The sequence below is a fragment of the Arthrobacter sp. 35W genome (genome assembly GCF_000482545.1).
GTDB lineage: Bacteria > Actinomycetota > Actinomycetes > Actinomycetales > Micrococcaceae > Specibacter.
Genome location: NZ_KI519454.1, coordinates 219,396 through 240,536, shown reverse-complemented (window position 1 = coordinate 240,536; position 21,141 = coordinate 219,396). Strand labels below are relative to the sequence as shown.

Annotated in this window: 14 protein-coding genes and 1 tRNA gene; 4 read left to right on the top strand and 11 right to left on the bottom strand. The window is 69.5% G+C overall.

Annotation, left to right across the window (positions count from 1 at the left end; translation table 11 throughout):
* Positions 1–217: 217 nt before the first annotated feature.
* The 8 genes from K254_RS0101110 to K254_RS0101075 form a co-directional block, all read right to left on the bottom strand.
* A complete protein-coding gene (locus tag K254_RS0101110) occupies positions 218–1,198 on the bottom strand; it encodes a ribose-phosphate diphosphokinase (RefSeq protein ID WP_026553835.1) in 981 nt (326 codons plus the stop codon).
* 63 nt (positions 1,199–1,261) lie between these two features.
* On the bottom strand, positions 1,262–2,713 hold the full coding sequence (glmU, locus tag K254_RS21100; RefSeq protein WP_231391831.1) for a bifunctional UDP-N-acetylglucosamine diphosphorylase/glucosamine-1-phosphate N-acetyltransferase GlmU: 1,452 nt from the start codon (positions 2,711–2,713) through the stop codon (positions 1,262–1,264).
* A 173-nt stretch (positions 2,714–2,886) separates the two neighbouring features.
* A tRNA-Gln gene (locus tag K254_RS0101100) sits at positions 2,887–2,958 on the bottom strand.
* A 1,074-nt stretch (positions 2,959–4,032) separates the two neighbouring features.
* Entirely contained in the window at positions 4,033–5,850 is a 1,818-nt protein-coding gene (locus K254_RS0101095; protein WP_026553834.1) for an ABC-F family ATP-binding cassette domain-containing protein, read from the bottom strand.
* Positions 5,851–5,940: 90 nt separating this feature from the next.
* Complete coding sequence (locus K254_RS0101090; RefSeq protein WP_026553833.1) at positions 5,941–6,906, bottom strand: 4-(cytidine 5'-diphospho)-2-C-methyl-D-erythritol kinase; 966 nt, start codon at positions 6,904–6,906, stop codon at positions 5,941–5,943.
* A gap of 10 nt (positions 6,907–6,916) precedes the next feature.
* Positions 6,917–7,795, bottom strand: a complete 879-nt coding sequence (gene rsmA / locus K254_RS0101085) for a 16S rRNA (adenine(1518)-N(6)/adenine(1519)-N(6))-dimethyltransferase RsmA (protein ID WP_026553832.1) — start codon at positions 7,793–7,795, stop codon at positions 6,917–6,919.
* A 22-nt stretch (positions 7,796–7,817) separates the two neighbouring features.
* Positions 7,818–8,963 carry a resuscitation-promoting factor gene (locus K254_RS0101080; protein ID WP_026553831.1) on the bottom strand — a complete coding sequence of 382 codons (1,146 nt, stop codon included), beginning with the start codon at positions 8,961–8,963 and terminating at the stop codon, positions 7,818–7,820.
* A gap of 332 nt (positions 8,964–9,295) precedes the next feature.
* Positions 9,296–10,180: a TatD family hydrolase gene (locus K254_RS0101075; RefSeq protein WP_026553830.1), complete on the bottom strand. Its 885-nt coding sequence runs from the start codon at positions 10,178–10,180 to the stop codon at positions 9,296–9,298.
* Positions 10,181–10,323: 143 nt separating this feature from the next.
* Between K254_RS0101075 and K254_RS21095 the strand changes: the two genes are divergently transcribed.
* The 3 genes from K254_RS21095 to K254_RS21090 are packed head-to-tail and all read left to right on the top strand — an operon-like array spanning position 10,324 to position 15,231.
* Entirely contained in the window at positions 10,324–11,379 is a 1,056-nt protein-coding gene (locus K254_RS21095) for an AAA family ATPase (RefSeq protein WP_081710042.1), read from the top strand.
* Positions 11,380–11,383: 4 nt separating this feature from the next.
* On the top strand, positions 11,384–12,775 hold the full coding sequence (locus K254_RS0101065; protein WP_231391714.1) for a DUF58 domain-containing protein: 1,392 nt from the start codon (positions 11,384–11,386) through the stop codon (positions 12,773–12,775).
* Complete coding sequence (locus K254_RS21090) at positions 12,772–15,231, top strand: transglutaminase family protein (protein ID WP_155848409.1); 2,460 nt, start codon at positions 12,772–12,774, stop codon at positions 15,229–15,231. Before K254_RS0101065 ends, K254_RS21090 begins: the two co-directional genes overlap by 4 nt.
* Positions 15,232–15,319: 88 nt before the next feature.
* Here the strand turns inward: K254_RS21090 and K254_RS0101055 are convergent, their stop codons facing one another.
* Together K254_RS0101055 and rsmI are read right to left on the bottom strand one after the other, a co-directional pair.
* Positions 15,320–16,816: an NAD-dependent succinate-semialdehyde dehydrogenase gene (locus K254_RS0101055; RefSeq protein ID WP_026553828.1), complete on the bottom strand. Its 1,497-nt coding sequence runs from the start codon at positions 16,814–16,816 to the stop codon at positions 15,320–15,322.
* Positions 16,817–17,024: 208 nt separating this feature from the next.
* A complete protein-coding gene (gene rsmI / locus K254_RS0101050) occupies positions 17,025–18,014 on the bottom strand; it encodes a 16S rRNA (cytidine(1402)-2'-O)-methyltransferase (protein WP_081709801.1) in 990 nt (329 codons plus the stop codon).
* A gap of 63 nt (positions 18,015–18,077) precedes the next feature.
* On the opposite strand from rsmI, the gene K254_RS0101045 reads away from it, so the two are divergent.
* Positions 18,078–19,769 carry a phospholipid carrier-dependent glycosyltransferase gene (locus tag K254_RS0101045; protein ID WP_026553826.1) on the top strand — a complete coding sequence of 564 codons (1,692 nt, stop codon included), beginning with the start codon at positions 18,078–18,080 and terminating at the stop codon, positions 19,767–19,769.
* Positions 19,770–19,914: 145 nt separating this feature from the next.
* Here the strand turns inward: K254_RS0101045 and K254_RS21085 are convergent, their stop codons facing one another.
* Positions 19,915–21,090, bottom strand: a complete 1,176-nt coding sequence (locus K254_RS21085; RefSeq protein ID WP_051388629.1) for a TIGR01906 family membrane protein — start codon at positions 21,088–21,090, stop codon at positions 19,915–19,917.
* Between the last annotated feature and the right edge of the window lie 51 nt (positions 21,091–21,141).

Here is a 21,141-nt window from a genome sequence, read left to right as displayed (position 1 = left end):
CAAGAACACAAGGCCTGGCACGAACCACCGCGTTGCCGCGAAGGAGTTGCAGACCGAGTCGATAACGGAGTGGAGGCCACTCCCTCGCCAAGGTTTCGCTTTTAACGATACCAGCCCCCGCAGTCCGAATGGACCACAGGGGCTGGCACAGTGTTAGTTGGGCCCACACCCGCGAGGGCCCCGAGGCGAGCTTGCGAGCCTCGGGAGCGGGTGGGGTTCAGGCCTGGCCGTCGAACAGGCTGGTGACCGAGCCGTCCTCGAAGACTTCCTTGATGGCCCGGGCTATCAACGGAGCGATGGAGAGCACCGTCAGCGAGTCGAAGCGCTTGGCGGCCGGGATGGGCAGCGTGTTGGTGACCACCACTTCGCGGGCACCGCACTCGGCCAGGCGCTGTGCGGCCGGGTCGGAGAACACGGCGTGCGTGGCGGCGATGATGACATCCTTGGCGCCGGCGTCCTTGAGCACGCGCACGGCGCCGGCGATGGTTCCACCGGTGTCGATCATGTCATCAATCAGCACACAGGTGCGGCCCTCGATCTGGCCCACGACGGTCTTGGAGACGGCCTGGTTGGGCACGGTGAGGTCGCGCGACTTGTGCACGAAGGCCAGCGGGGCGCCGCCGAGGCGCTCGGCCCACTGCTCTGCCACGCGGACGCGGCCGGTGTCCGGGGACACCACGGTGATGTTGTCGGCGTCAACGCGGGTGCGGATGTAGTCCGCCAGCAGCGGGATCGCGAACAGGTGGTCCACGGGGCCGTCGAAGAAGCCCTGGATCTGCGCGGTGTGCAGGTCAACGCTCATGATGCGGTCCGCACCGGAGGTCTTGTACAGGTCCGCCACCAGACGGGCCGAGATCGGCTCGCGGCCGCGGCCCTTCTTGTCCTGGCGGGCGTAGGGGTAGAACGGGGAAACCACCGTGACGCGGCGGGCCGAGGCACGCTTGAACGAGTCGCACATGATCAGCTGTTCCATGAGCCAGTTGTTCAGCGGAGCCGGGTGCGACTGGATGATGAAGACATCCTTTCCGCGCACGCTTTCGCCGGAGCGGACGTAGATCTCACCATTGGCGAAGTCATAGGCCGACATGGGCAGCAGTTCGGTCTCCAGCTCCCTGGCCACCTCGGCGGCCAGTTCGGGGTGCGCGCGGCCGGACGCCAGCACCAATTTCTTGTCGATGCTATGGCTGAGTTCGCTCATGGAATCACTTTCTCGCTGTACTGCTGGGGGCTGCGGGCTTGCATGGGGGTGTGCGGGTGGTGCTCAGGAACCGGAAGCCGCGGCGGCGTCCACAGTGTCCGCCCCGGCGGCGCTCGCTGCGCTGTCTACTGCGCTTGCTGCGCTGTCTGCGGCGGCGGCCAGGGTGGCGGAGATGGAGCCGGGGCGGTGGCTCTCAACCCAGCCGGGGATGTTGCGCTGGGAGGCGGCATTGAGCGTCAGGGCCCCGGCGGGGACGTCCTTGCGGATCACGGCGCCGGCACCGGAGTACGCGCCGTCGCCGACCTCAACGGGGGCCACAAACACGGTGTTCGACCCGGTGCGCACGCCGGAGCCGATCTTGGTCCGGTGCTTGTTCACGCCGTCGTAGTTGGCGGTGATGTTGCCGCAGCCGATGTTGGTGTCCTCGCCGATCTCCGCATCCCCGGCATAGCCCAGGTGGGAGAGCTTGGAACCGCGGCCGATGGTGACGTTCTTCGTCTCGTAGAAGGCGCCGATCTTGCCGTCGGCGCCCAGGACGGTGCCCGCGCGCAGGTAGGTGAACGGACCCACGCTGGCGCCCTCGCCGATGATGGTGCCGGAGCCGTGCGTGCGGGTGACATGTGCACCCTCGCCGATCTGGACGTCCGTCAGCGTGCTGTCCGGGCCGACGACGGCGTCGCGCGCCACGGTGGTGGATCCGTGCAGCTGGGTGCCGGGCAGGATGGTGACGTCCTCGTCCAGCACCACTGTGGAGTCGATCCAGGTGGTGGCCGGGTCGATGACCGACACTCCGGCGCGCATCCAGCGCTCCACGGTGCGGCGGTTGTGCTCGGCACCGAGGGCGGCAAGCTGGACGCGGTCGTTGGCGCCCTCCACCTGCCAGCGGTCGGTGGTCACGACGGCGGCAACGCGGCCGCCGCCGGTGCGGGCGATGGAGAGCACGTCCGTCAGGTACATCTCGCCCTGGGCGTTGTTGACGGTGACCTGCCCCAGCGAACTGCGCAGCACCTCGGCGTCGAAGGCGTAGATGCCGGAGTTGATCTCACGGATCTGCCGCTCGGCGTCGGAGGCGTCCTTGTGCTCGCGGATGCCGGCCACAGTGCCGTCCGCTTCGCGCAGGATGCGGCCATAGCCGGCGGCGTCCTCCAGCACGGCCGTCAGGACCGTGACGGCGTTGCCCTGCTCCTCGTGGCTGGCCACCAGCTCCTTGAGCAGCTCGGTGGTCAGCAGCGGAACATCGCCGTAGGTCACGACGACGGTGCCGGCCACGGGTGCCTCGGCGTCCAGTGCGTCAAGTGCGGCCTGGACGGCGCGGCCGGTGCCGGGGACCTCGTCCTGGTCCACGATCACCGCGGAGCCGTCCAGCGTGGCCAGATGCGCCGCCACCAGATCGCGTTCGTGGCGGACCACGACGGCGAGGCGCTCGGGATCCAGGCCGCGGGCCGCCGCGAGGGCGTGGCCGACCATGGAGGTGCCGCCGATTTCATGCAGGATTTTGGGGGTGCGCGACTTCATCCGCGTGCCCGCGCCGGCTGCCAACACCACGACGGCGGCTGGCTGGACGGAGGCGGGAAGGACAGTACTGGCGTCTTGGGGGCTCACTAAGTGGCACTCCTCCCGGACAAGGTCCGTGATCAAACTGAGCAAGGGCTATGCCAATGTTACCCGCACTCGGACTGGTCCAGGTGTTCCGCCCATAGGACTCGAACCTATACTCCACAGCTCCAAAGGCTGGGGTGCTGCCATTACACCAGAGCGGACCGTGCCAACGCCTGGACGTTCGCACGAGTACCAAGTGTGCCATGTGCCCCCGCCCTCGCGCGACTTGGCCCCGAGCCCCGGTGATTGAGCCTGTCGAAATCCGGTGCGGCGGGCGCATGCCCAAGTCACGACGTCGTTCCCCTCCAAGGACGCAAATGTGGACGCGTCCCCAACGGGGAAGTGCGTCCCCGATGCGCATGGAGGCGTCAAGAGGCCTCGCTCCCCAGCCGCTCGACCAACGAACCCGGTGATTGAGCCTGTCGAAATCCGGTGCGGCGGGCGCGTCCCCAAGTCACGACGTCGTTCCCCTCCAAGGACGCAAATGTGGACGCGTCCCCAACGGGGAAGTGCGTCCCCGCTGCGCATGGAGGCGTCAAGAGGCCTCGCGGCCGTGGCCCCAAGCTCGACCAGCGAACCCGGTGATTGAGCCTGTCGAAATCCGGTACGACGGGCGCGTCCCCAAGTCACGACGTCATTCCCCTCCAAGGACGCAAATGTGGACGCGTCCCCAACGGGGAAGTGCGTCCCCGCTGCGCATGGAGGCGTAAAGAGGCCTCGGCTCCACTCGACCAGCGAACCCGGTGATTGAGCCTGTCGAAATCCGGTGCGGCGGGCGCGTCCCCAAGTCACGACGTCGTTCCCCTCCAAGGACGCAAATGTGGACGCGTCCCCAACGGGGAAGTGCGTCCCCGCTGCGCATGGATGCGTCAAGAGGCCTCGCGGCCGTGGCCCCAAGCTCGACCAGCGAACCCGGTGATTGAGCCTGTCGAAATCCGGTGCGGCGGGCGCGTCCCCAAGTCACGACGTCGTTCCCCTCCAAGGACGCAAATGTGGACGCGTCCCCCACGGGGAAGTGCGTCCCCGATGCGCATGGAGGCGTAAAGAGGCCTCGCTCCCCAGCCGCTCGACCAGCGAACCCGGTGATTGAGCCTGTCGAAATCCGGTGCGGCGGGCGCGTCCCCAAGTCACGACGTCGTTCCCCTCCAAGGACGCAAATGTGGACGCGTCCCCAACGGGGAAGTGCGTCCCCGCTGCGCATGGAGGCGTCAAGAGGCCTCGCTCCCCAGCCGTGGCTATTCGAGGATTTCGGAGGCCTCGAGCCATTCCAGCTCGAGCTCCTCCTTCTCCCCCGCCAGATCGGCCAGCTTCCGGTTGAGCTCGCCCAGGGCCTCGTAGTCCCCCACCTTGGACTCCATCTGCGAGTGCAGCTTGGCCTCGGCCGTGGCAATCTTGCCCAACTGGCGCTCGATCCGGTTCAGATCCTTGCGGGCCTCGCGTTTCTGCGCCTCGCTGGGGCCCGATGCCGCCGAGGAGCCGGCGGATCCGGCCGGGGACCCTGCCGGCGAGCCGGAGGACGGCTGGCCGGAGAGGGTGGCCTCGCGCAGTTCCAGGTATTGGTCCACGCCTCCCGGCAGGCCGCGGAGCTTGCCGTCGCCCAGCAGGGCCATCTGGTGGTCCGTGGCGCGCTCGAGCAGGTAGCGGTCGTGGCTGACCACCACGAGCGTGCCGGGCCAGCCGTCCAGGACGTCCTCGACGGCGGCCAGGGTGTCGGTGTCCAGGTCATTGGTGGGCTCATCGAGCATCAGCACATTCGGCTCCCCCACCAGCAGGCGCAGCAGCTGCAGGCGCCGGCGCTCGCCGCCGGAGAGGTCCTTGACCATCGTCCACTGCTTGTCCTTGGTGAAGCCCAGCTGCTCCACCAGCTGGCCGGCCGTCATTTCGCGCCCGGCGACGGCGAAGGAACGCTTCTCGCGCTCGATGACCTCGATCACGCGCAGGTCCAGGACGTCGTCGAGCTCCTTGACCTCCTGGCTCAGGACGGCGGTCTGGACCGTCGTGCCCTTCTTGTACTTGCCCGACGTCGGAGCGATCTCGCCGTTGAGCAGGCGCAGCAGGGTGGTCTTGCCGGCACCGTTGACACCCACCAGGCCCAGCCGTTCCCCCGGTGCCAGGCGCAGGGTGATGTTGTTGAAGAGTTCCTTGGAGCTGCCGTCCTCCGCCGTGTAGGCGAGGGAGACGTTTTCCAGATCCAGCACGTCCTTGCCCAGGCGGGCGGTGGCCATCTTGCTCAGCGAGACGGTGTCGCGCGGCTCGGGGACGTCGGCAATGAGCTCGTTGGCCGCCTCGATGCGGAACTTGGGCTTGGCGGTGCGGGCCGGGGCGCCGCGGCGCAGCCAGGCGAGCTCCTTCTTGACCAGCTGGGTGCGCTTGCTTTCCATCACGGCGGCGGAGCGGTCGCGCTCGGCCCGGGCCAGCACATAGGCCGCGTAGCCGCCGTCGAACATGTCCACCATCGCATCGTGGACCTCCCAGGTGCGGCTGCAGACCTCATCGAGGAACCAGCGGTCGTGGGTGACCACCACGAAGGCGCCCTCGTTGGCGCGCCAGCGGGCCTTGAGGTGCCGGGCCAGCCAGGCCACGCCCTCCACATCCAAGTGGTTGGTGGGCTCATCAAGCATGATCACGTCGTCGTCGCCGATCAACAGCTTGGCCAGGGCCACGCGGCGCTTCTGGCCGCCGGAGAGCGAGTGCACATTGGCGTGCCAATCCACCTCGCCCACCAGGCCGCCCATGACCTCGCGGATTTTGGGGTTGGAGGCCCACTCGTGGTCGGCGGCGTCGCCCACAATGGCCTCGCCCACGGTCAGGTCGGCATCGAGCACATCGGACTGGTCCAGGTACCCCACGTGGACGCCGCCGCGGACGGTGACGCGGCCGGAATCGGCGCTCTGCCGCCCGGCGAGCAGGCGCATCAGCGTGGACTTGCCGTCGCCGTTGCGGCCGACGATGCCGATCCTGTCGCCCTCTTCCAGGCCCAGGGTCACCCCGTCCAGGACGGTGCGGGTTGCAAAGGCGACGGAGAGGTTTTCTCCGCCTAGGAGGTGGGCCACGGTGAACTACTTTCGAATCAGAGGACAAGTCGGGTTGGCAGGTACTGCCGGGGAACGACGGCGCGTCCCCAGAAGGTGCAGCGGGCGGCGCTAGTGGTGCAGGTCGGAGACGATCTTGGCCCCATGCACCGGACCGTGCACGGGAAGGGCATTGTGCCCGGCATCGGCCAGCCGCTCCGCCAGGACCAGGGCATGGTCCTCGTCGGCGGCGAGCAGGGCCACCGTGGGGCCGGAGCCGGAGACGACGCCGGCCAGCGCACCGAAGCGGGTGCCGTCGGCCAAAACCTCGGCAAGCTGCGGCACCAGTGAGATCGAGGCAGGCTGGAGGTCGTTGACCAGCACCGCGGCCAGGGCCTCGGCGTCGGAGGCACGCAGGGCACTGAGCACAGCAGCGTCCACCGCGCGCGGAGTCGCCGGCTCGCCGCCGTCGAGCGCCCGCAGCCTGTCCAGCTCGCCAAACACCAGCGGTGTGGACAGCCCCAGCGGGGACTGCACCAGCACCCAGTGCAGCGGGGTGGGCGCCAGGGCCGGTGTCAGCTCATCCCCCACGCCCAGTCCGATGGCGGCTCCGCCCAACAGGCCGAAGGGCACGTCCGCGCCGAGCTCGGCAGCCAGATGGGACAATTCCTCGCGGGAGAGCCCGCTCCTCCACAACGCGTCGCAGGCCAGCAGGGCTGCGGCGGCATCGGCCGAGCCGCCGCCCATGCCGCCGGCCACCGGAACGCGCTTGGTGATTTCCAGATGGACGCCGCAGGCATCCTCGCTGACCTCGGCCAGCAGCCGGGCGGCCTTGACCACCAGGTTGCGCTCATCCAGCGGCACACCGGCGGCCAGGCCGGGGACGCTGCTGGAGCCGATGCTGACGGTGATGTCCGTGCTGGGTGTGCCGGGCTTGGAGGTTGCCGCCACTTCCTCGTACAGCGACACCGCAAGGTACAGGCTGGCCACCGAATGGTAGCCGTCCTCCCGCAGCGGGCCGGCGCGGAAGGAGACGTTGATCTTGCCCGGCGCCTTGACGCGGACGGTGCGCGCGCCGGCGCCGGCGGAGGTGCTCATGGCGTTCAAGCTAGACCGTCAGGGGGATCTTGGCTTCGGCAATCCGGGCGAAGGCGGCGACGTCGATCACTTCGCCCCTGGCGCTGGGATCCACCCCCGCCTCGCGCAGGCAGCGCTCGGCCTCGGCGGCGCCGCCGGCCCAGCCGGCCAGGGCGGCGCGGAGGGTCTTGCGGCGCTGGGCGAAGGCGGCGTCGATGACGGCGAACACCTCTTCGCGGCTGGCCCGGGTCACCGGCGGCTCGTGCCGGGTGAAGCCGACCAGGCCGGAGGAGATCTTCGGCGCCGGCCAGAACACGTTCATGCCGATGACGCCGGCCTTGCGCATCTGCGAGTACCAGGCGGCCTTCACCGAGGGCACGCCGTAGGTCTTGGAGCCGGGGCCGGCGGCCATGCGGTCCGCCACCTCGTCCTGGACCATGACGAGTCCGTGCTGCAGGGACGGGAAGTGCTCCAGCAGGTGCAGCACCACCGGCACCGCCACGTTGTACGGCAGGTTGGCCACCAGTGCGGTGGGGACCACCGGGAGCTCGGTGATGCGCATGGCATCGGAGAGCACGACGTCGAGGTTGGCCGCCTTGTCCGGGCGGAAGGCCGCGATGGTGGAGGGCAGCTTGGCCGCCAGCACAGGATCGATCTCCACGGCCACCACGCGCTTGGCGGCATCCAGCAGCCCCAGGGTCAGCGACCCCAGCCCGGGGCCCACCTCCAGGACCGTCTCCTCCGGGTCAACCTTGGCCGCGGCGACGATGCGCCGGATGGTGTTCCCGTCGATGACAAAGTTCTGCCCCAGGGTTTTGGTGGGGCGCACGCCGATCTCCTCGGCCAACCGGCGGATTTCGGTGGCACCAAGAAGCGGTTGGGGCGTGGGGGTGGGTTGGGGTTCAGTCACTAGGCAATCGTAGCGACAATTCCTACCCGGCGGCGTGGGCGCAGCCCCACGGGCCCAGGCCGGCCTTGGCGTAGTAGGCGTTCGCTACGGCAATCTGCTGCTCGCGGGTGGCGAGGTCGGCACGCGGCGCGTAGGTGGCGCCGCCATTGGCGAGCCAGGAGTTGATGTCGAACTGCAGGCCGCCGTAGTAGCCGTTGCCGGTGTTGATGGACCAGTTGCCACCGGACTCGCACGCGGCGATCCTGTCCCACATGGCGTCGTTGGCCGTGGCGGGGGGCGTGGAACCGGTGTTGGCGGCGGCCGGGGTTGCGGGGCGTTCCTTGGCGCCGACGGTGACCTTCTCGGCAACCGGCTCCGCGGTGGTCTTCTTGGCCGTTTCCGTGCGGCTGACTTCGCGGCCGTCAATGGTGGTCAGCGTGTAGCTGGTCTCCACGCTGCCGGCGACGCCGACCTTGGTGGTCTTCTTTTCATCCTTGAACAGGGCCGGGTCAACGGTCTGCTCGGTGGTGAACGGCACCGCCGTCGTGACGACGTCGGTGGCGCCGGCCGTCACGCGGAGGACCTTGATGACCATGTTGTCCACCACTGTGGCCGTGAGGGGCTGGGAGACGAGATCGTCGGCATCGGCGTTCACGCCGCCGTCGGCGAGGACCTTGCCCACGGTGGCGGCCGTCGTCGTCAGCTCGACGCTCTTGCCATCGGCAAGGATCTTGACGTTCTTGGGGGTGGAGATGTTGATGACGTCCGAGCTGGCCAGCGTCATGTCGATCGGGGCGGAGACGACGGCGTTGGCCGCCACGCCCATCTGGCTGATCAGCTCGCCCACCTTGGTGGTGTTCGTCTGGACTGTGGTCTGGGCGCCGTCGAGGCTGACCTGGACCTGCTTGGAGGTGTTGACGGTGATGACCGTCCCGTTCTCCACTGTGGCGTCAAGCGCGGGGCTGACCTGGTCAGCGGGCTTGAGGTCGACGCTGGCCCGTGCCAGGACGTCGCCGACGGAGCCACCGAATGTTTGTACTGAGTTTGCCTGTCCATCCACCATCACGGTGATCGACTTGTTGGTCGTGATGAACGCGACCAGTCCGAGGACCAATGCGAGCAGGACCACTGCCTGAGTGCCAACCTTGACCAGACTCAGCTTGCCATTCGTTGTGAAGACGTTAATCACTTGAACCCGTAACTACTAAAGCATCCGGGCACGGGGAATTGCGCGCGTTGGGCACCGGTGCAGACCGGGCAAAAGCACCTGGTTTGCGCGGGCCGGCACGTGCGCCGCCACACGTGGCAAGGCCGCTGCAGTCCGTGGAAAAATCCTCCAGGAACAGCGCGGTCATGCCAGTGAAATTATCCGAAGAGCCTTCCCCGACCCCGGCTAACAATTACCAGCGTAACCCAATCGTTATCACTTGGACAAGGTTTGATAACGGCGCGGCTGCTGGAAAGCGGTTCCAGGATGCGCTAAGCATGCTCCATCGGAAAGCGCAAGAGGGGCGCTTCCGGCTAGCCCCAGGAGCCGTAGACGGCGTGGGTGTTGGCGTTGATCTGCACGGCCAAATCCGCCACATCACGGCCCAGTAGGGACGCCATGGACCGCAGCGTGTAGGGCATCACATAGCTGGCATTCGGCCGCCCCCGGTGGGGGTGCGGCGTCAGGTACGGGGCATCGGTTTCCACCAGCAGCAGCGCCGGATCCGCCACGGCCAGGGCATCGCGCAGGTTCTGCGCATTCTTGAAGGTCACGGTCCCGGCAAAGGACATGTACCAGCCGTTCTCGTTGCAGATCTTCGCCAGCTCCGCATCCCCGGAAAAGCAGTGGAACACCACGCGCTCCGGTGCACCCTCGGCATGCAGGGTGGCCACCACATCCGCGTGGGCGTCCCGGTCGTGGATCTGCAGTGCCAGCGAGCGCGATTTGGCGATCTCGATGTGCCGGCGGAAGGAATAGTGCTGGTCCGCCACCCCCTCGGCGCCGGTGCGGAAATAGTCCAGCCCCGTTTCGCCGATGGCGCGGATGCGCGGGTGCGCGGCCAGGGCATCGATCTCCTCCAGCGCCGCCTCCAGCAGCCCGGCCGCGGCCAGCTCCGGAGCGTCGTTGGGGTGGATGGCCACGGCGCCCAGCAGTCGCGGATCGGCGTCGACGGCGGCCACGGCAAAGCGGGAGCTGGGCAGATCGCAGCCCACCTGGACGGCCCCGGCAACACCGGCGGCCTCGGCGGCGTCGAGCGCATCCTTCAGGGCCACGACAGCGTCCACGCCGCTCCCGGAGGAGGGCATGTCGAAGTGTGTGTGGTTGTCGTACACCGGCACCGGCAGCGGCTCGGGTGCCGGCGGGAAATGCGGCGATTCCTCGCGCTGGTACGGGCGGGGAATCTGGTGGCTGTGCATAGTCCTCCACTGTACCCAGCGCTGTACAACGCTTGTGCAACGGTCTGGGGCAAAAACTAGTAACGTGGATCACAAAGCCAGTCGGCTGGCCGTGGGGCGCGGTGCCCATGGTCCGCCCGTCCGCCCCGCGCGAAAGGTCCACGATGGAACCACACGACAGCACAGTGTTGAAGGCCGGACTGCAGGCGGCCGTGGGCTCCACGGGAGTTGGCTCCGCGGGGGCACCTGCGACGGCGTCGTCGATGACCCGCGAGCGCCTGGGCCAGCTCAGTGGACGCATTCTGGACTCGATCAACACTGTCATCGATGGCAAGGCCGACGCCGCCCGCCTCGCCCTCACGGTGCTGCTGGCCCAGGGGCACCTGCTGGTGGAGGATGTGCCCGGCGTGGGCAAGACGATGCTGGCCAAGACGCTGGCCCGCACCATTGAATGCAGCGTCTCGCGCATCCAGTTCACCCCCGATCTGCTGCCCTCCGACGTCACGGGCGTCTCCATGTACAACCAGGCCACCGGCTCCTTCCAATTCCGCCCCGGCGCGGTGTTTGCCAACATCGTCATTGGCGATGAGATCAACAGGGCCTCCGCCAAGACCCAGTCGGCCCTGCTGGAGTGCATGGAGGAGCACCAGGTCACCGTCGATGGCAGCACCCACCACCTCGGCGAGCCCTTCATGGTGGTCGCCACCCAGAACCCGATCGAGATGGAGGGCACCTACCCGCTGCCCGAGGCCCAGCGCGACAGGTTCATGGCCCGGATCTCCATGGGCTACCCCGACGCCGCCGCGGAGCTGGCCATGCTGTCCACGCACCAGTCGACCTCCCCGCTGGAGGCCGTGGTCCCCGTGGCCACCGCGGCCGAGGTGGCGGCCATGATTGCCACGGTGCAGTCGACCTACGTTTCCTCCGCCGTGAAGGAGTACACCGTGGCGCTGGGCCGGGCCACCAGGGAGAGCCGGCACCTGCGTCTGGGCGCCAGCCCGCGCGCGCTGCTGTCGCTGCTGCGCGCGGCCAAGGCCCATGCCACCCTTCAGGGCCGCGATTTCGTGCTGCCCGACGACGTCCGCACCCTGGTGGGTCCCGTCCTGGGCCACAGGATCATCGTGGACCGCCGGGCGGCAGCGGCGGGGGCGACGGCGGCCAGCGTGCTCGCCGAGGTGGTGGCGTCCCTGCCCGTCGCCCCGGATGCCGGGCGGCGGTAGAGCGGTGTCCAGCTGGCTGCCGCACAGGTTCTTCCGCCCCCGCGGGTGGGCGATGCTGGGTGCCGGGCTGCTGATGCTGCTGTTCGCCCAGACCCTGGGCCGGCGCGATCTGATGACCGTTGGCATCTTCCTGATGCTGCTGCCGCTGCTGGCAGGAGCGGGCCTGCGCCTGCTGCGGCCGGGGTTCACGCTGCAGCGCACCTTCTCCCCCGAGGTGGTGGAGGCGGGTGCCACCGCGACGGTCGGGCTCATCGTTTCCGGCAGCCGGGCCGGTGGCGGGCGGGTGGAGATGCGCGAGCGGCTGCCCGCCCGCTTCGGCGCACCGCCGTCGTTCATGTACCCCAGCCGCGGAACCACTGGCGGGACGAGCCGCTATGAGTACCACCTGGTGTGCGCCCAGCGCGGCCAGTTCCGCATCGGCGGGGCCAGCGCCGAATTCTCCGATCCCTTTGTGCTCACCCGGCTGCGCCAGGACGTCGACGCCGGGCAGCTGCTCACCGTGTCTCCGGCCGCCGTGCCGCTGCCGCCCACCTCGCTGACGGGCGGGCGCGGCGTGGACGGAATGAAGGCCACCCGGCAGCGGGCCAACCCCAGCAACGACGACGTGATGACCCGCCAGTACCGCCACGGCGATCCGCTGCGCCGCGTGCACTGGCCGGCCACGGCACGCCACGGGGAATTGATGGTCCGGCAGGAGGAATCCGTCACCACCCCCGAGGCCACACTGCTGCTGGACCAGCGCGCGGCGGCCTTCACCGGCGGGCTGTCCGGCGTCTTCGGCACGGGACATGAGGGGGCCCACCCCGAGCTGGCCACCAGCGAGGCCTTTGAATGGGCAGTGGTGGCCGCCATGTCCATCAGCGCCCACTTCCTGGAGCACAGCTACTCCGTGCGGGTTCTGGACCTCTTTGCCCAGCCCGGGTTCCTGCATTCGCGTTCGGCCCCGTCCCGGCATGAGGAACTGTTCGATGGATCGGCCGGGCTGGCCACCATCGCGGCCTCGCTGGCCGCCGTCGAGCTCTCCACACCGCGTGCGGCAGCCGGGCGCGCGGCAGCCCTTCCCGGCGATGCGTTGGTGGACAAGCTGGCCACCACCTCCCGGCGCGGCCCCGTGGTGGCCCTGCTGGGGCAGCTTGGCCCTGCCGAGGCCGCGGCCCTGGCCCCGGTGGCCGGCCATGGCGAGGGCGCCTTCGCCATCCTCGTCTGCGAGCACCCCGAGCGGCAAAAGCCCGCGCTGGAGGTCCTGCGCCGGGCGGGCTGGCATGCCACGGCCGTGCCGCCCAAGGCGCCGCTGGCACAGGTGTGGGCCGGCCTTGACGAGTTCCAACCGCTGGCCCGCGGCGACGGCGCCGAAGTGCACAGGGGCTCCGCGGCAGCGTCCGGGGCGCTGCCATGAGCCCGGCTGGATCCCGCCCGGGTGGATCCCGCCCGGGTGGATCCCGCCCGGGTGGATTCCGCTCCGCGGGGTTGGGCGCGGCGCCCTGGGCGCTCGCCGCAGCCATGTTCACCGCCATCATGGGCGCCGCACTGTCCATCAACGGCGTGCTGCTGGGCTGGGGCTGGCTGGCCAACGCCGGCGCCACAGTCGCCGTCGTCCTCGCCTCGATGGCGGCGGGCCGAAGCCTGCGGCTGCCCGCGGTGCTGGTCCCGGTGCTCGGCCTCGTGGTGCTGGGCCTGTCGCTGGTCTTCCAATTCTTTGCCGACACCGCGTATCTGGGCATCATTCCCAGCGGGCGGACGCTGGCCTCGCTCAAACCCCTGCTCCGCGAGACCTCGGACCTGATCGTGGGCGGCGCCGTGCCGCTGCCCGTGGACCCCGGGCTGCTGCTGCTGTGCTGCGCCGGGCTCGGACTGCTGGCCATTCTGATGGATCTGCTGGCCGTCTCGCTGGCCCTTCCGGCCATCAGCGGCGTGGCCCTGCTGGGCGTTCTGTTCATCCCGGCCCTGTTCAAGCCGGACAGCGTGGGCCCCGCCGGATTTGCCGGCGCCGCGGCCGGCTACCTGCTGGTGCTGGGCTGCTGCCAGTGGTACGCCCCGCACGGCGTCCTGCGGGCGGCGGGCTCGGCGGCTCCTGCGAGCCAGCTGCGCCGGGCCGTGGGCCTGGGCGCCGCCGCCGTCGCGGCCCTGCTGATTGTCCCCGCCGTCATCCCGGGGTTCAGCTCCGGCCTCTTCCCGCAGGGCGCCAAACTGTCCGCGTGGGGCACCGTGAGCGGGCTGAACCCGCTGATCACCCTTGGCAACGATCTGCGCAACCCCACGGGCGGCGGGCAGCTCTTCTACGCCACCGATTCCTTCAGCCCGCTGTACCTGCGCTCCAGCACGCTGGAGGATTTCTCCGGCAGCACCTGGGCGCCTGATCCGCGCGATGACACCCGCCGCCTGGGCCCGGTCCGGATGACCAACCGCTTCGACAGCGCCCCGGGCGTGCCCACGCTGACCACCACCACGCAGATCGACTCGCCGGATTTCTCCAGCCCGTGGCTGCCGCTGCCGTACGCCCCCGAAAGCGTGCTGGGCCTGTCCGGGCGGTGGACCTGGGATCCGGCCACGATGACGGTGAAGGCCCTCGACACCACCACCCTGGGCCAGAACTACACCGCCATCTCCACCATGCCGCAGATCAGCCGGGAGCTGCTGTCCACCATCGCAACCCCGCCCCGGCCCACCCTGGACCCGATCTTCCTGGCCACCCCCGCGGACACTCCGCCCGTGATCGAGGAGACGGCCCTGGCCATCACCGGGACGGCGCCGACCCCCTATGACAAGGCGATGGCCCTGCAGGACTACCTGCGCTCACCGGCCTTCACCTACAGCGAGCTGACCCCGCTGCGTGAGGGATACGACGGCAGCGGCCTGGACGTGGTGGCCAAGTTCCTGGAGGTAAAGAGCGGCTATTGCGTGCATTTCTCGGCCGCCATGGCCCTCATGGCCCGCGAGGCTGGGATTCCCTCGCGGATCGCCGTGGGCTACGCACCGGGCACGCCCACCGGAAAGCAGGTGATGGTCGACGGCGTGGCGTTGAACCAGTACGTGGTGGACGGCCACAACGCGCATGCGTGGCCCGAACTGTACTTCGAGGGGCTGGGCTGGGTGCCCTTCGAACCGACGCCCTCCCGCGGCTCCGTACCCCCTTATGCACAGCCCATCGCGGCCCCCGGCACGGGTCCGCTGAACCCTGACGATTCACTGAACCCCGGAGCGGCGCTGCCCTCAACGGCCACCGCGTCCCCCTCGGCGCCGGCCGGGCCGGGCACAGGGGCCGGTGGCGGCACCGTGGATCTGTGGTCCTCGGCAGGGGCGGTGCTCGGCGGGTTGGCCGGGCTGGCCCTTCTCGCCTCCCCCTGGATGTGGCGGCGCACCATCAGGCGGCGCCGGCTGGCCGCGATCAGGCCCGGTGCGGGGGCGGGCGGCTCCGCCGGTGCGCTGGCCTGGCGGGAATTGGTGGACACCGCCGTCGACTATGGGTTCCGGATCGATCCCAGCGACACGCCCCGCACCATGGCCGCCCGGCTGCTGGCCTCACCGGTGCTCGCCGCCGCCAGCGGCAGTGCCGGCGGCGGTTCCAGCAGCCACGGCGGTGCCGGCAGCCGCGCACCGGCGGAGTCGCCGGCAACGGCGGCCACCGCCGTCGCCACGCTGCTGGCCGCCTGTGAAAGCGCCCAGTACGGCCCACCCTCCGAGGATGCACCCGCCGGCCTGGAACCGGCGCTGGCGGCGGTGCGGGCTGGCTGCGCCAGGCGGGCCAGCCTGCCGGTGCGCCTGCGCGCGGCCCTGCTGCCGCCGTCGTTGTTCAGCCGGACCCGGCTCCGCCTCCCCCGCCTGCCCAGGCCCACGGCGCGCCAGCGGCCCTAGGTTTCTGCACCGGGGACGCAAAATCCCGCCGGGGACGCAACCACAATTGCGTCCCGGGCGGGATTCGACGTCGGCGTCGGCCGGAGTGCTACATGGTGTGCGGGGACGGCAGACCGATGTACTGGGTGTACTGGTACTCCTCGATGCCCTCCAGGCTGCCCTCGCGGCCCAGACCGGACTGCTTCACACCGCCAAACGGAGCGGCGGCATTGGAGATGACGCCGGCGTTCAGGCCCATCATGCCAACCTCGATGCGCTCTGCCATCCGCAGGCCGCGGTTGAGGTCCTTGGTGAACACGTAGGAGGCCAGTCCGTACTCGGTGTCGTTGGCCAGGGCCACGGCCTCGTCCTCATTCTTGAAGGTCACGATCGGAGCGACCGGGCCGAAGATCTCCTCGGAGAGGATCCGTGCGCCGGGCTCGACACCCTTCAGGACGGTGGGCTGGTAGAAGTAGCCCGGGCCGTCCACGGGTCCGCCGCCGGTGACGGCGGTGGCGCCGTCGGCCAGCGCATCGCTCACCAGCGAGTGGACCTTGTCGCGGCTCTTGGCGTCGATCAGCGGACCAACCTTGGTCTCCGGCTCGGTGCCGCGGCCGGTGGTCATGGCGGCCATCTTCGAGGCAAACTTCGCGGCGAACTCGTCGGCCACCGATTCGTGCACGATGAAGCGGTTGGCTGCGGTGCAGGCCTCGCCCATGTTGCGCATCTTGGCGGCCATGGCGCCCTCGACGGCGGCATCCAGATCGGCGTCGTCGAAGACCAGGAACGGAGCGTTGCCGCCCAGCTCCATGGAGGTGCGCAGCACATTGGTGGAGGCATCGGCCAGCAGGCGGCGGCCCACCGGGGTGGAGCCGGTGAAGGAGAGCTTGCGCAGGCGGGTGTCCTGGATCAGCGGACCCGTCACGGCGCCGGCGGAGGTGGTGGCGACGACGTTGAGCACGCCGGCGGGCAGCCCGGCCTCAATCATGATCTGGGCGAAGAGCTGGCTGGTCAGCGGCGTCAGGTTGGCGGGCTTGAGCACCATGGTGCAGCCGGCGGCGACGGCGGGGGCGATCTTGCGCGTGGCCATGGCCAGCGGGAAGTTCCACGGCGTGATGAGCAGGCACGGGCCAACCGGCTTCTTCTGCACGAGCAGGCGGGTGGTGCCCTCCGGGGAGCTGGAGTAGCGGCCGAAGGAGCGGACGGCTTCCTCGGAGAACCAGCGCAGGAACTCGGCGCCGTAGGTGACCTCGCCGCGGGCCTCGGCCAGCGGCTTGCCCATTTCCAGGGTCATCAGCAGGGCGAAGTCATCGGCACGGGCGGTGACGGCCTCGAAGGCGCGGCGCAGGATCTCGCCGCGGACGCGCGGGGCGGTGGCGGCCCAGGATTCCTGGGCGGCGACGGCGGCGTCCAGAGCGGCGGCGCCGTCCTCGGGTCCGGCGTCGGCGATCGCCAGCAGGACTTCACCGGTGGAGGGGTCCTCCACATTGAAGGTCTTGCCGGAGGCCGCCGGGCGCCACTGTCCGTTGATCAGCAGCCCCGTGGGAATGCTGGCCAGCAGGGTGCGCTCGCGCTCCTGCAGTTCGGTGGCAGTGGTGACGGTCATGTCGACTCCTTCATGGGGCAGGGCCGCCCGTTCAAATGGATGGGCTGTACTGATGGAACGGGCGGCGGTTGTTCTGCCTTCACGGTAGTTCCAGCTCTGCGGGAGTGTCTACGCATGCACGCACTACCGAACCGGGTTTGTACTGTGCAGATGTACAGCGCCTGGAGACTACCCCGCCCCGTGCGGCCGCCATGCCTGGCGGCGTCCGTCAGCGTGCCGCGAGGACCGCACTGTAGAGCTCGCGCTTGCTGACGCGGACCTCCTGGGCCACGAGGGCCACGGCCTCCTTCAGCCGCACACCCTGGCCGACCAGCTCGTTGACGGCCGCCACGTGGTCCTCGGGCTTCGAGGGCGCCGCGGCCGGGGCGCCGGCCACCACGATGGCAATCTCGCCGCGGATTTCCGTTGCTTCGGCCCATTCCAGCAGCTCGCGCAGCGGGCCCCGGATCACTTCTTCATACGTCTTGGTCAGCTCGCGGGCCACGGCGGCGCGGCGCTCCGGCCCGAAGGCCACATCCAGCGCCCGCAGCATGACCTCCAGCCGGTGCGGGGCCTCGAAGAACACCATGGTGCGGCGTTCCCCGGCCAGCTCGGCCAATCGGCCGGCCCGCTCCCCCGATTTGCGCGGCAGGAAGCCCTCAAAGCAGAACCTGTCCGTGGGCAGCCCGGACAGCGCCAGGGCCGTCAGCACCGCCGACGGTCCGGGGGCTGCCGTGACGCGGACGCCGGCGGCGACGGCGGCCTCCACCAGCCGGTAGCCGGGATCGGACACGGCGGGCATGCCGGCGTCGGTCACCATGAGCAGCGTCTTGCCGGACTTCACCTGCTCCAGCAGCTCCGCCGTCCGGGTGGCCTCATTGTGCTCGTGGTAGCTGACCACGCGGCCGGTGATGGTGACGCCCAGCGCCGTAACCAGCCGGTGCAGCCGCCGGGTGTCCTCGGCGGCCACCAGATCCGCGGCGCCGAGCCATTCGATCAGACGTGCGGTGGCATCGCCCATGTTGCCAATGGGTGTTGCCGCCAGCACGATGCAGCCACCGGTGCCCGACGCCGCCGCTGCCGCGCCCGGGGTGTAGACCTCGGGCTCAAACGGCTCCTCGGAACCGCCGCCGGTCCACTCGGCCTCCGACTCGTCCGTGGCCGTCCCGTCCGTCGTTGGATTCTCTGCGTCCGCCGCCACCCGCTGCTCGTTGTCCATCCCCCAAGCGTAGTGGCGCCACGGGGCATCCCGGGCACGGCTGGGCTGCGCAGACTGGGTAGCATGGGCAGAGTGAGCCAGAATGTGACCGACTCCTCAGCCCCCGCCGATGCGCCTGCGCCATCGAGCGCCCCGGCCACCCGCTGGCTCCAGGACCCCGCGGCGGCCTTTGCCCGCAGCGCCCTGTTGCTGCGCCTGCTCGGCCCGCGGACGGGCTGGCGCGACACCCCGGCGTCGCTGCGGCTGTGGTTTTGGCTGGCACCGCTGCTCACCGCGGCCATTGGCGGCGTCCTGCGCTTTGTCCGACTGGGGCAGCCCGGCTCCCTGGTGTTCGACGAGACCTACTACGTCAAGGACGCCTACTCCTATCTGCAGAGTGGCTACGAGCGCAACTGGGGCGAAAAGGCGAACGAGAAGTTTGTCACCGGCGACTTCAGCGCGCTCCAGAACACCGCTGAGTACGTAGTCCACCCGCCCGTGGGCAAGTGGATGATCGCCTTCGGCATGTGGCTCTTCGGCCCGTCCAGCACCTTCGGCTGGCGCTTCACCGCGGCGCTGGTGGGCACCATCTCCGTGCTGCTGATCGCCCTGATCGCCCAAAAGATGTTCCGTTCCACGCTGCTCGGTGCCATGGCCGGGCTGCTCTTCGCCGTGGACGGCCACGCCATCGTCCAATCCCGCACCTCGCTGCTGGACATCTTCGTGATGTTCTGGGCCCTGGCCGCCTTTGGCGCGCTGCTGATGGACCGCGACGACGGACGACGGCGGCTGGCCGTGCGGCTCTCGGCGCTGGCCGCGCGCAGCACCGGCGGCGTGCCCAGCCGCCAGGCGCTGCTGTACGGCCCGTGGCTTGGCGTGCGGCCCTGGCGGCTGGTGGCCGGCGTCTGCCTGGGCCTGTGCATAGGCACCAAGTGGTCCGGCCTGTTCTTCCTGGCCGCCTTCGGCATCCTCACCGTCCTGTGGGACATGAGCGCCCGGCGGATCGCCGGCATCAGGCACTGGATGGCAGCCGGGGCCGTGAAGGACGGCGTCTTCGCCTTCGTTTCCCTGGTGCCGGTGGCCGCCGCGACGTACCTGGCCACCTGGACAGGCTGGTTCCTCTCCTCCGATGGCTACGACCGCAAATGGGCCGCCACCAACCCCGGCGGCATCTGGTCCTGGATCCCGGACTCGCTGCGGTCCCTGTGGCACTACCACTCCACCGCGTACAACTTCCACACCGGACTCGGCTCGGACCACCCGTACAAGGCCAATGCCTGGTCCTGGTTTGTCATGGGCCGGCCCACCTCCTTCTACACGGACTATCCCAAGAACGGCGAGCGCGGCTGCACAGTGGACAGCTGCGCCGCCGTCGTCTCCTCCGTGGGCAACCCGATCATCTGGTGGTCCGCCGCGGCAGCCATTCTCTTCCTCATTGGCTTCTGGGCCCTGCGCCGTGACTGGCGGGCCGGTGCCATCCTGGTCGGCTTCGCCGCAGGCTACCTGCCCTGGCTGCTCTACCCCAACCGGACCATCTTCTTCTTCTACGCCATCGCCTACGAGCCCTTCCTGATCCTGGCGGTGGTTCTGGTGCTGGGGCTGGTGCTGGGCAAGAGCACCGATCCGCCGTGGCGGCGGCAGCAGGGCATCCTCTGGGTGGGCATCTTCCTGGTGCTGGTGCTGGTGGTCAGTGCCTACTTCTACCCCATCTGGACGGCCGAGCTGATCAGCTACCAGGACTGGAAGAACCACATGTGGATGCCCAGCTGGATCTAACGCCTTAAACGGACCGTCCCGCCGTCGTTCCAAAGCTGCACCCGGGACGCAGTTTCCCTTTCAGGACGCAACCGGTACTGCGTCATGAACGGGGAACTGCGTCGCCAGTGCCAGGGAACGACGGCGGGACGGTTTTGTGTGCGGGCTACGCGGCGGTGGCTGCGGCGCGGCGCCCGGCGCGCGAGGACCGGGAGGAGGCGTCGCGGCGGTTCCTGGTGGGCCACGTCATCGCCAGCGTCAGCGAGGAGACCACCAGCACCACGGCGCCGATGACCATGCCGGCATCCATCCAGAACTGGCCGGGGAACAGGCGGATCAGGGTGTCGTCCAGGTAGAACGTCCAGGTCCCCTGCTTGAAGAAGATCTGGTGGAACTCGGTGAAGAAGGTGTCCCAGCCCAGGAAGGCCAGCACGCCCAGGGCGATCACCAGGACAAGGGTGGCCAGGGAGCCGGCGAAAAGGCCCCTGCGCACTCCCCCGGAGCTGCGGCGCAGCAGATAGACAATGGCGATGACCATGCCCACGGCCAGCACTGCGCCGACGATGAAGGCCATGCTGATCACCGACTTTACATCCGCCATGTGGCTGACCTCGCCCGCGGCGAAGAGCGGTTTGCCACCGGGGTTGACCAGATCGCCCAGGAACCGCGGCCCGGCCAGGTTCACCAGATAGTCCATGGCATAGGAGCCGTAGGTCATCCTGTCATCGGTGGTGAAGCCAAAGCTGTCGGCCGGGAATCCGGGGCGGTGGTATTCCGCCCATAGGAACAGCGGCGTGGTGACCAGGCGGATGGCGGCCACCAGCAGCACCACCGGGTAGAGCACGGCCAGCAGCACCTGCACAACGCGCGGCAGCACGGGCCTGGCCGCGGCGGCCGAATCACGCTCGGCGCTGCGGGCATCAATCTCCTCCTGCGGCGGGCGGATCTGCAGCAGCGAGGTGGGCAGCGGTTCGTTGAACACAGCAGAGGGCTCCCGGCCGGTGCCATCACCGCCGGCGTCGGAGCCGGAGTCTGAGTCGGAGCCGGCGGTGGTGGTGGCGGGGTCCGAGGCCAGCCGCGGGTGGAGGCTGCGGGCCGGGCGCATGGGCTCCCGTGGGCCGTCCCCATCCATATCGGTCTTGATGTGGATTTCCTCCTCCAACGCCGAAGCACCGGAGGCGGAGCCGGCATCCTCCGCCATCCATTCAAAGGCAGGCTCGGCGTCGTCGTAGTTGGCTACGGCGGCCGAGGCCGCAGCAGCATCGGTGGAGGGCAGGTCCGCACGTCGCGGGGCGGTCTTCTTGGCGCCTGGAGCGGCGCCCGGCGTCTGGTTCTCACTCACACACGACAGGCTACCTGTGGCCGCCGACACCCGCGTGGTGCCACCCCGGAC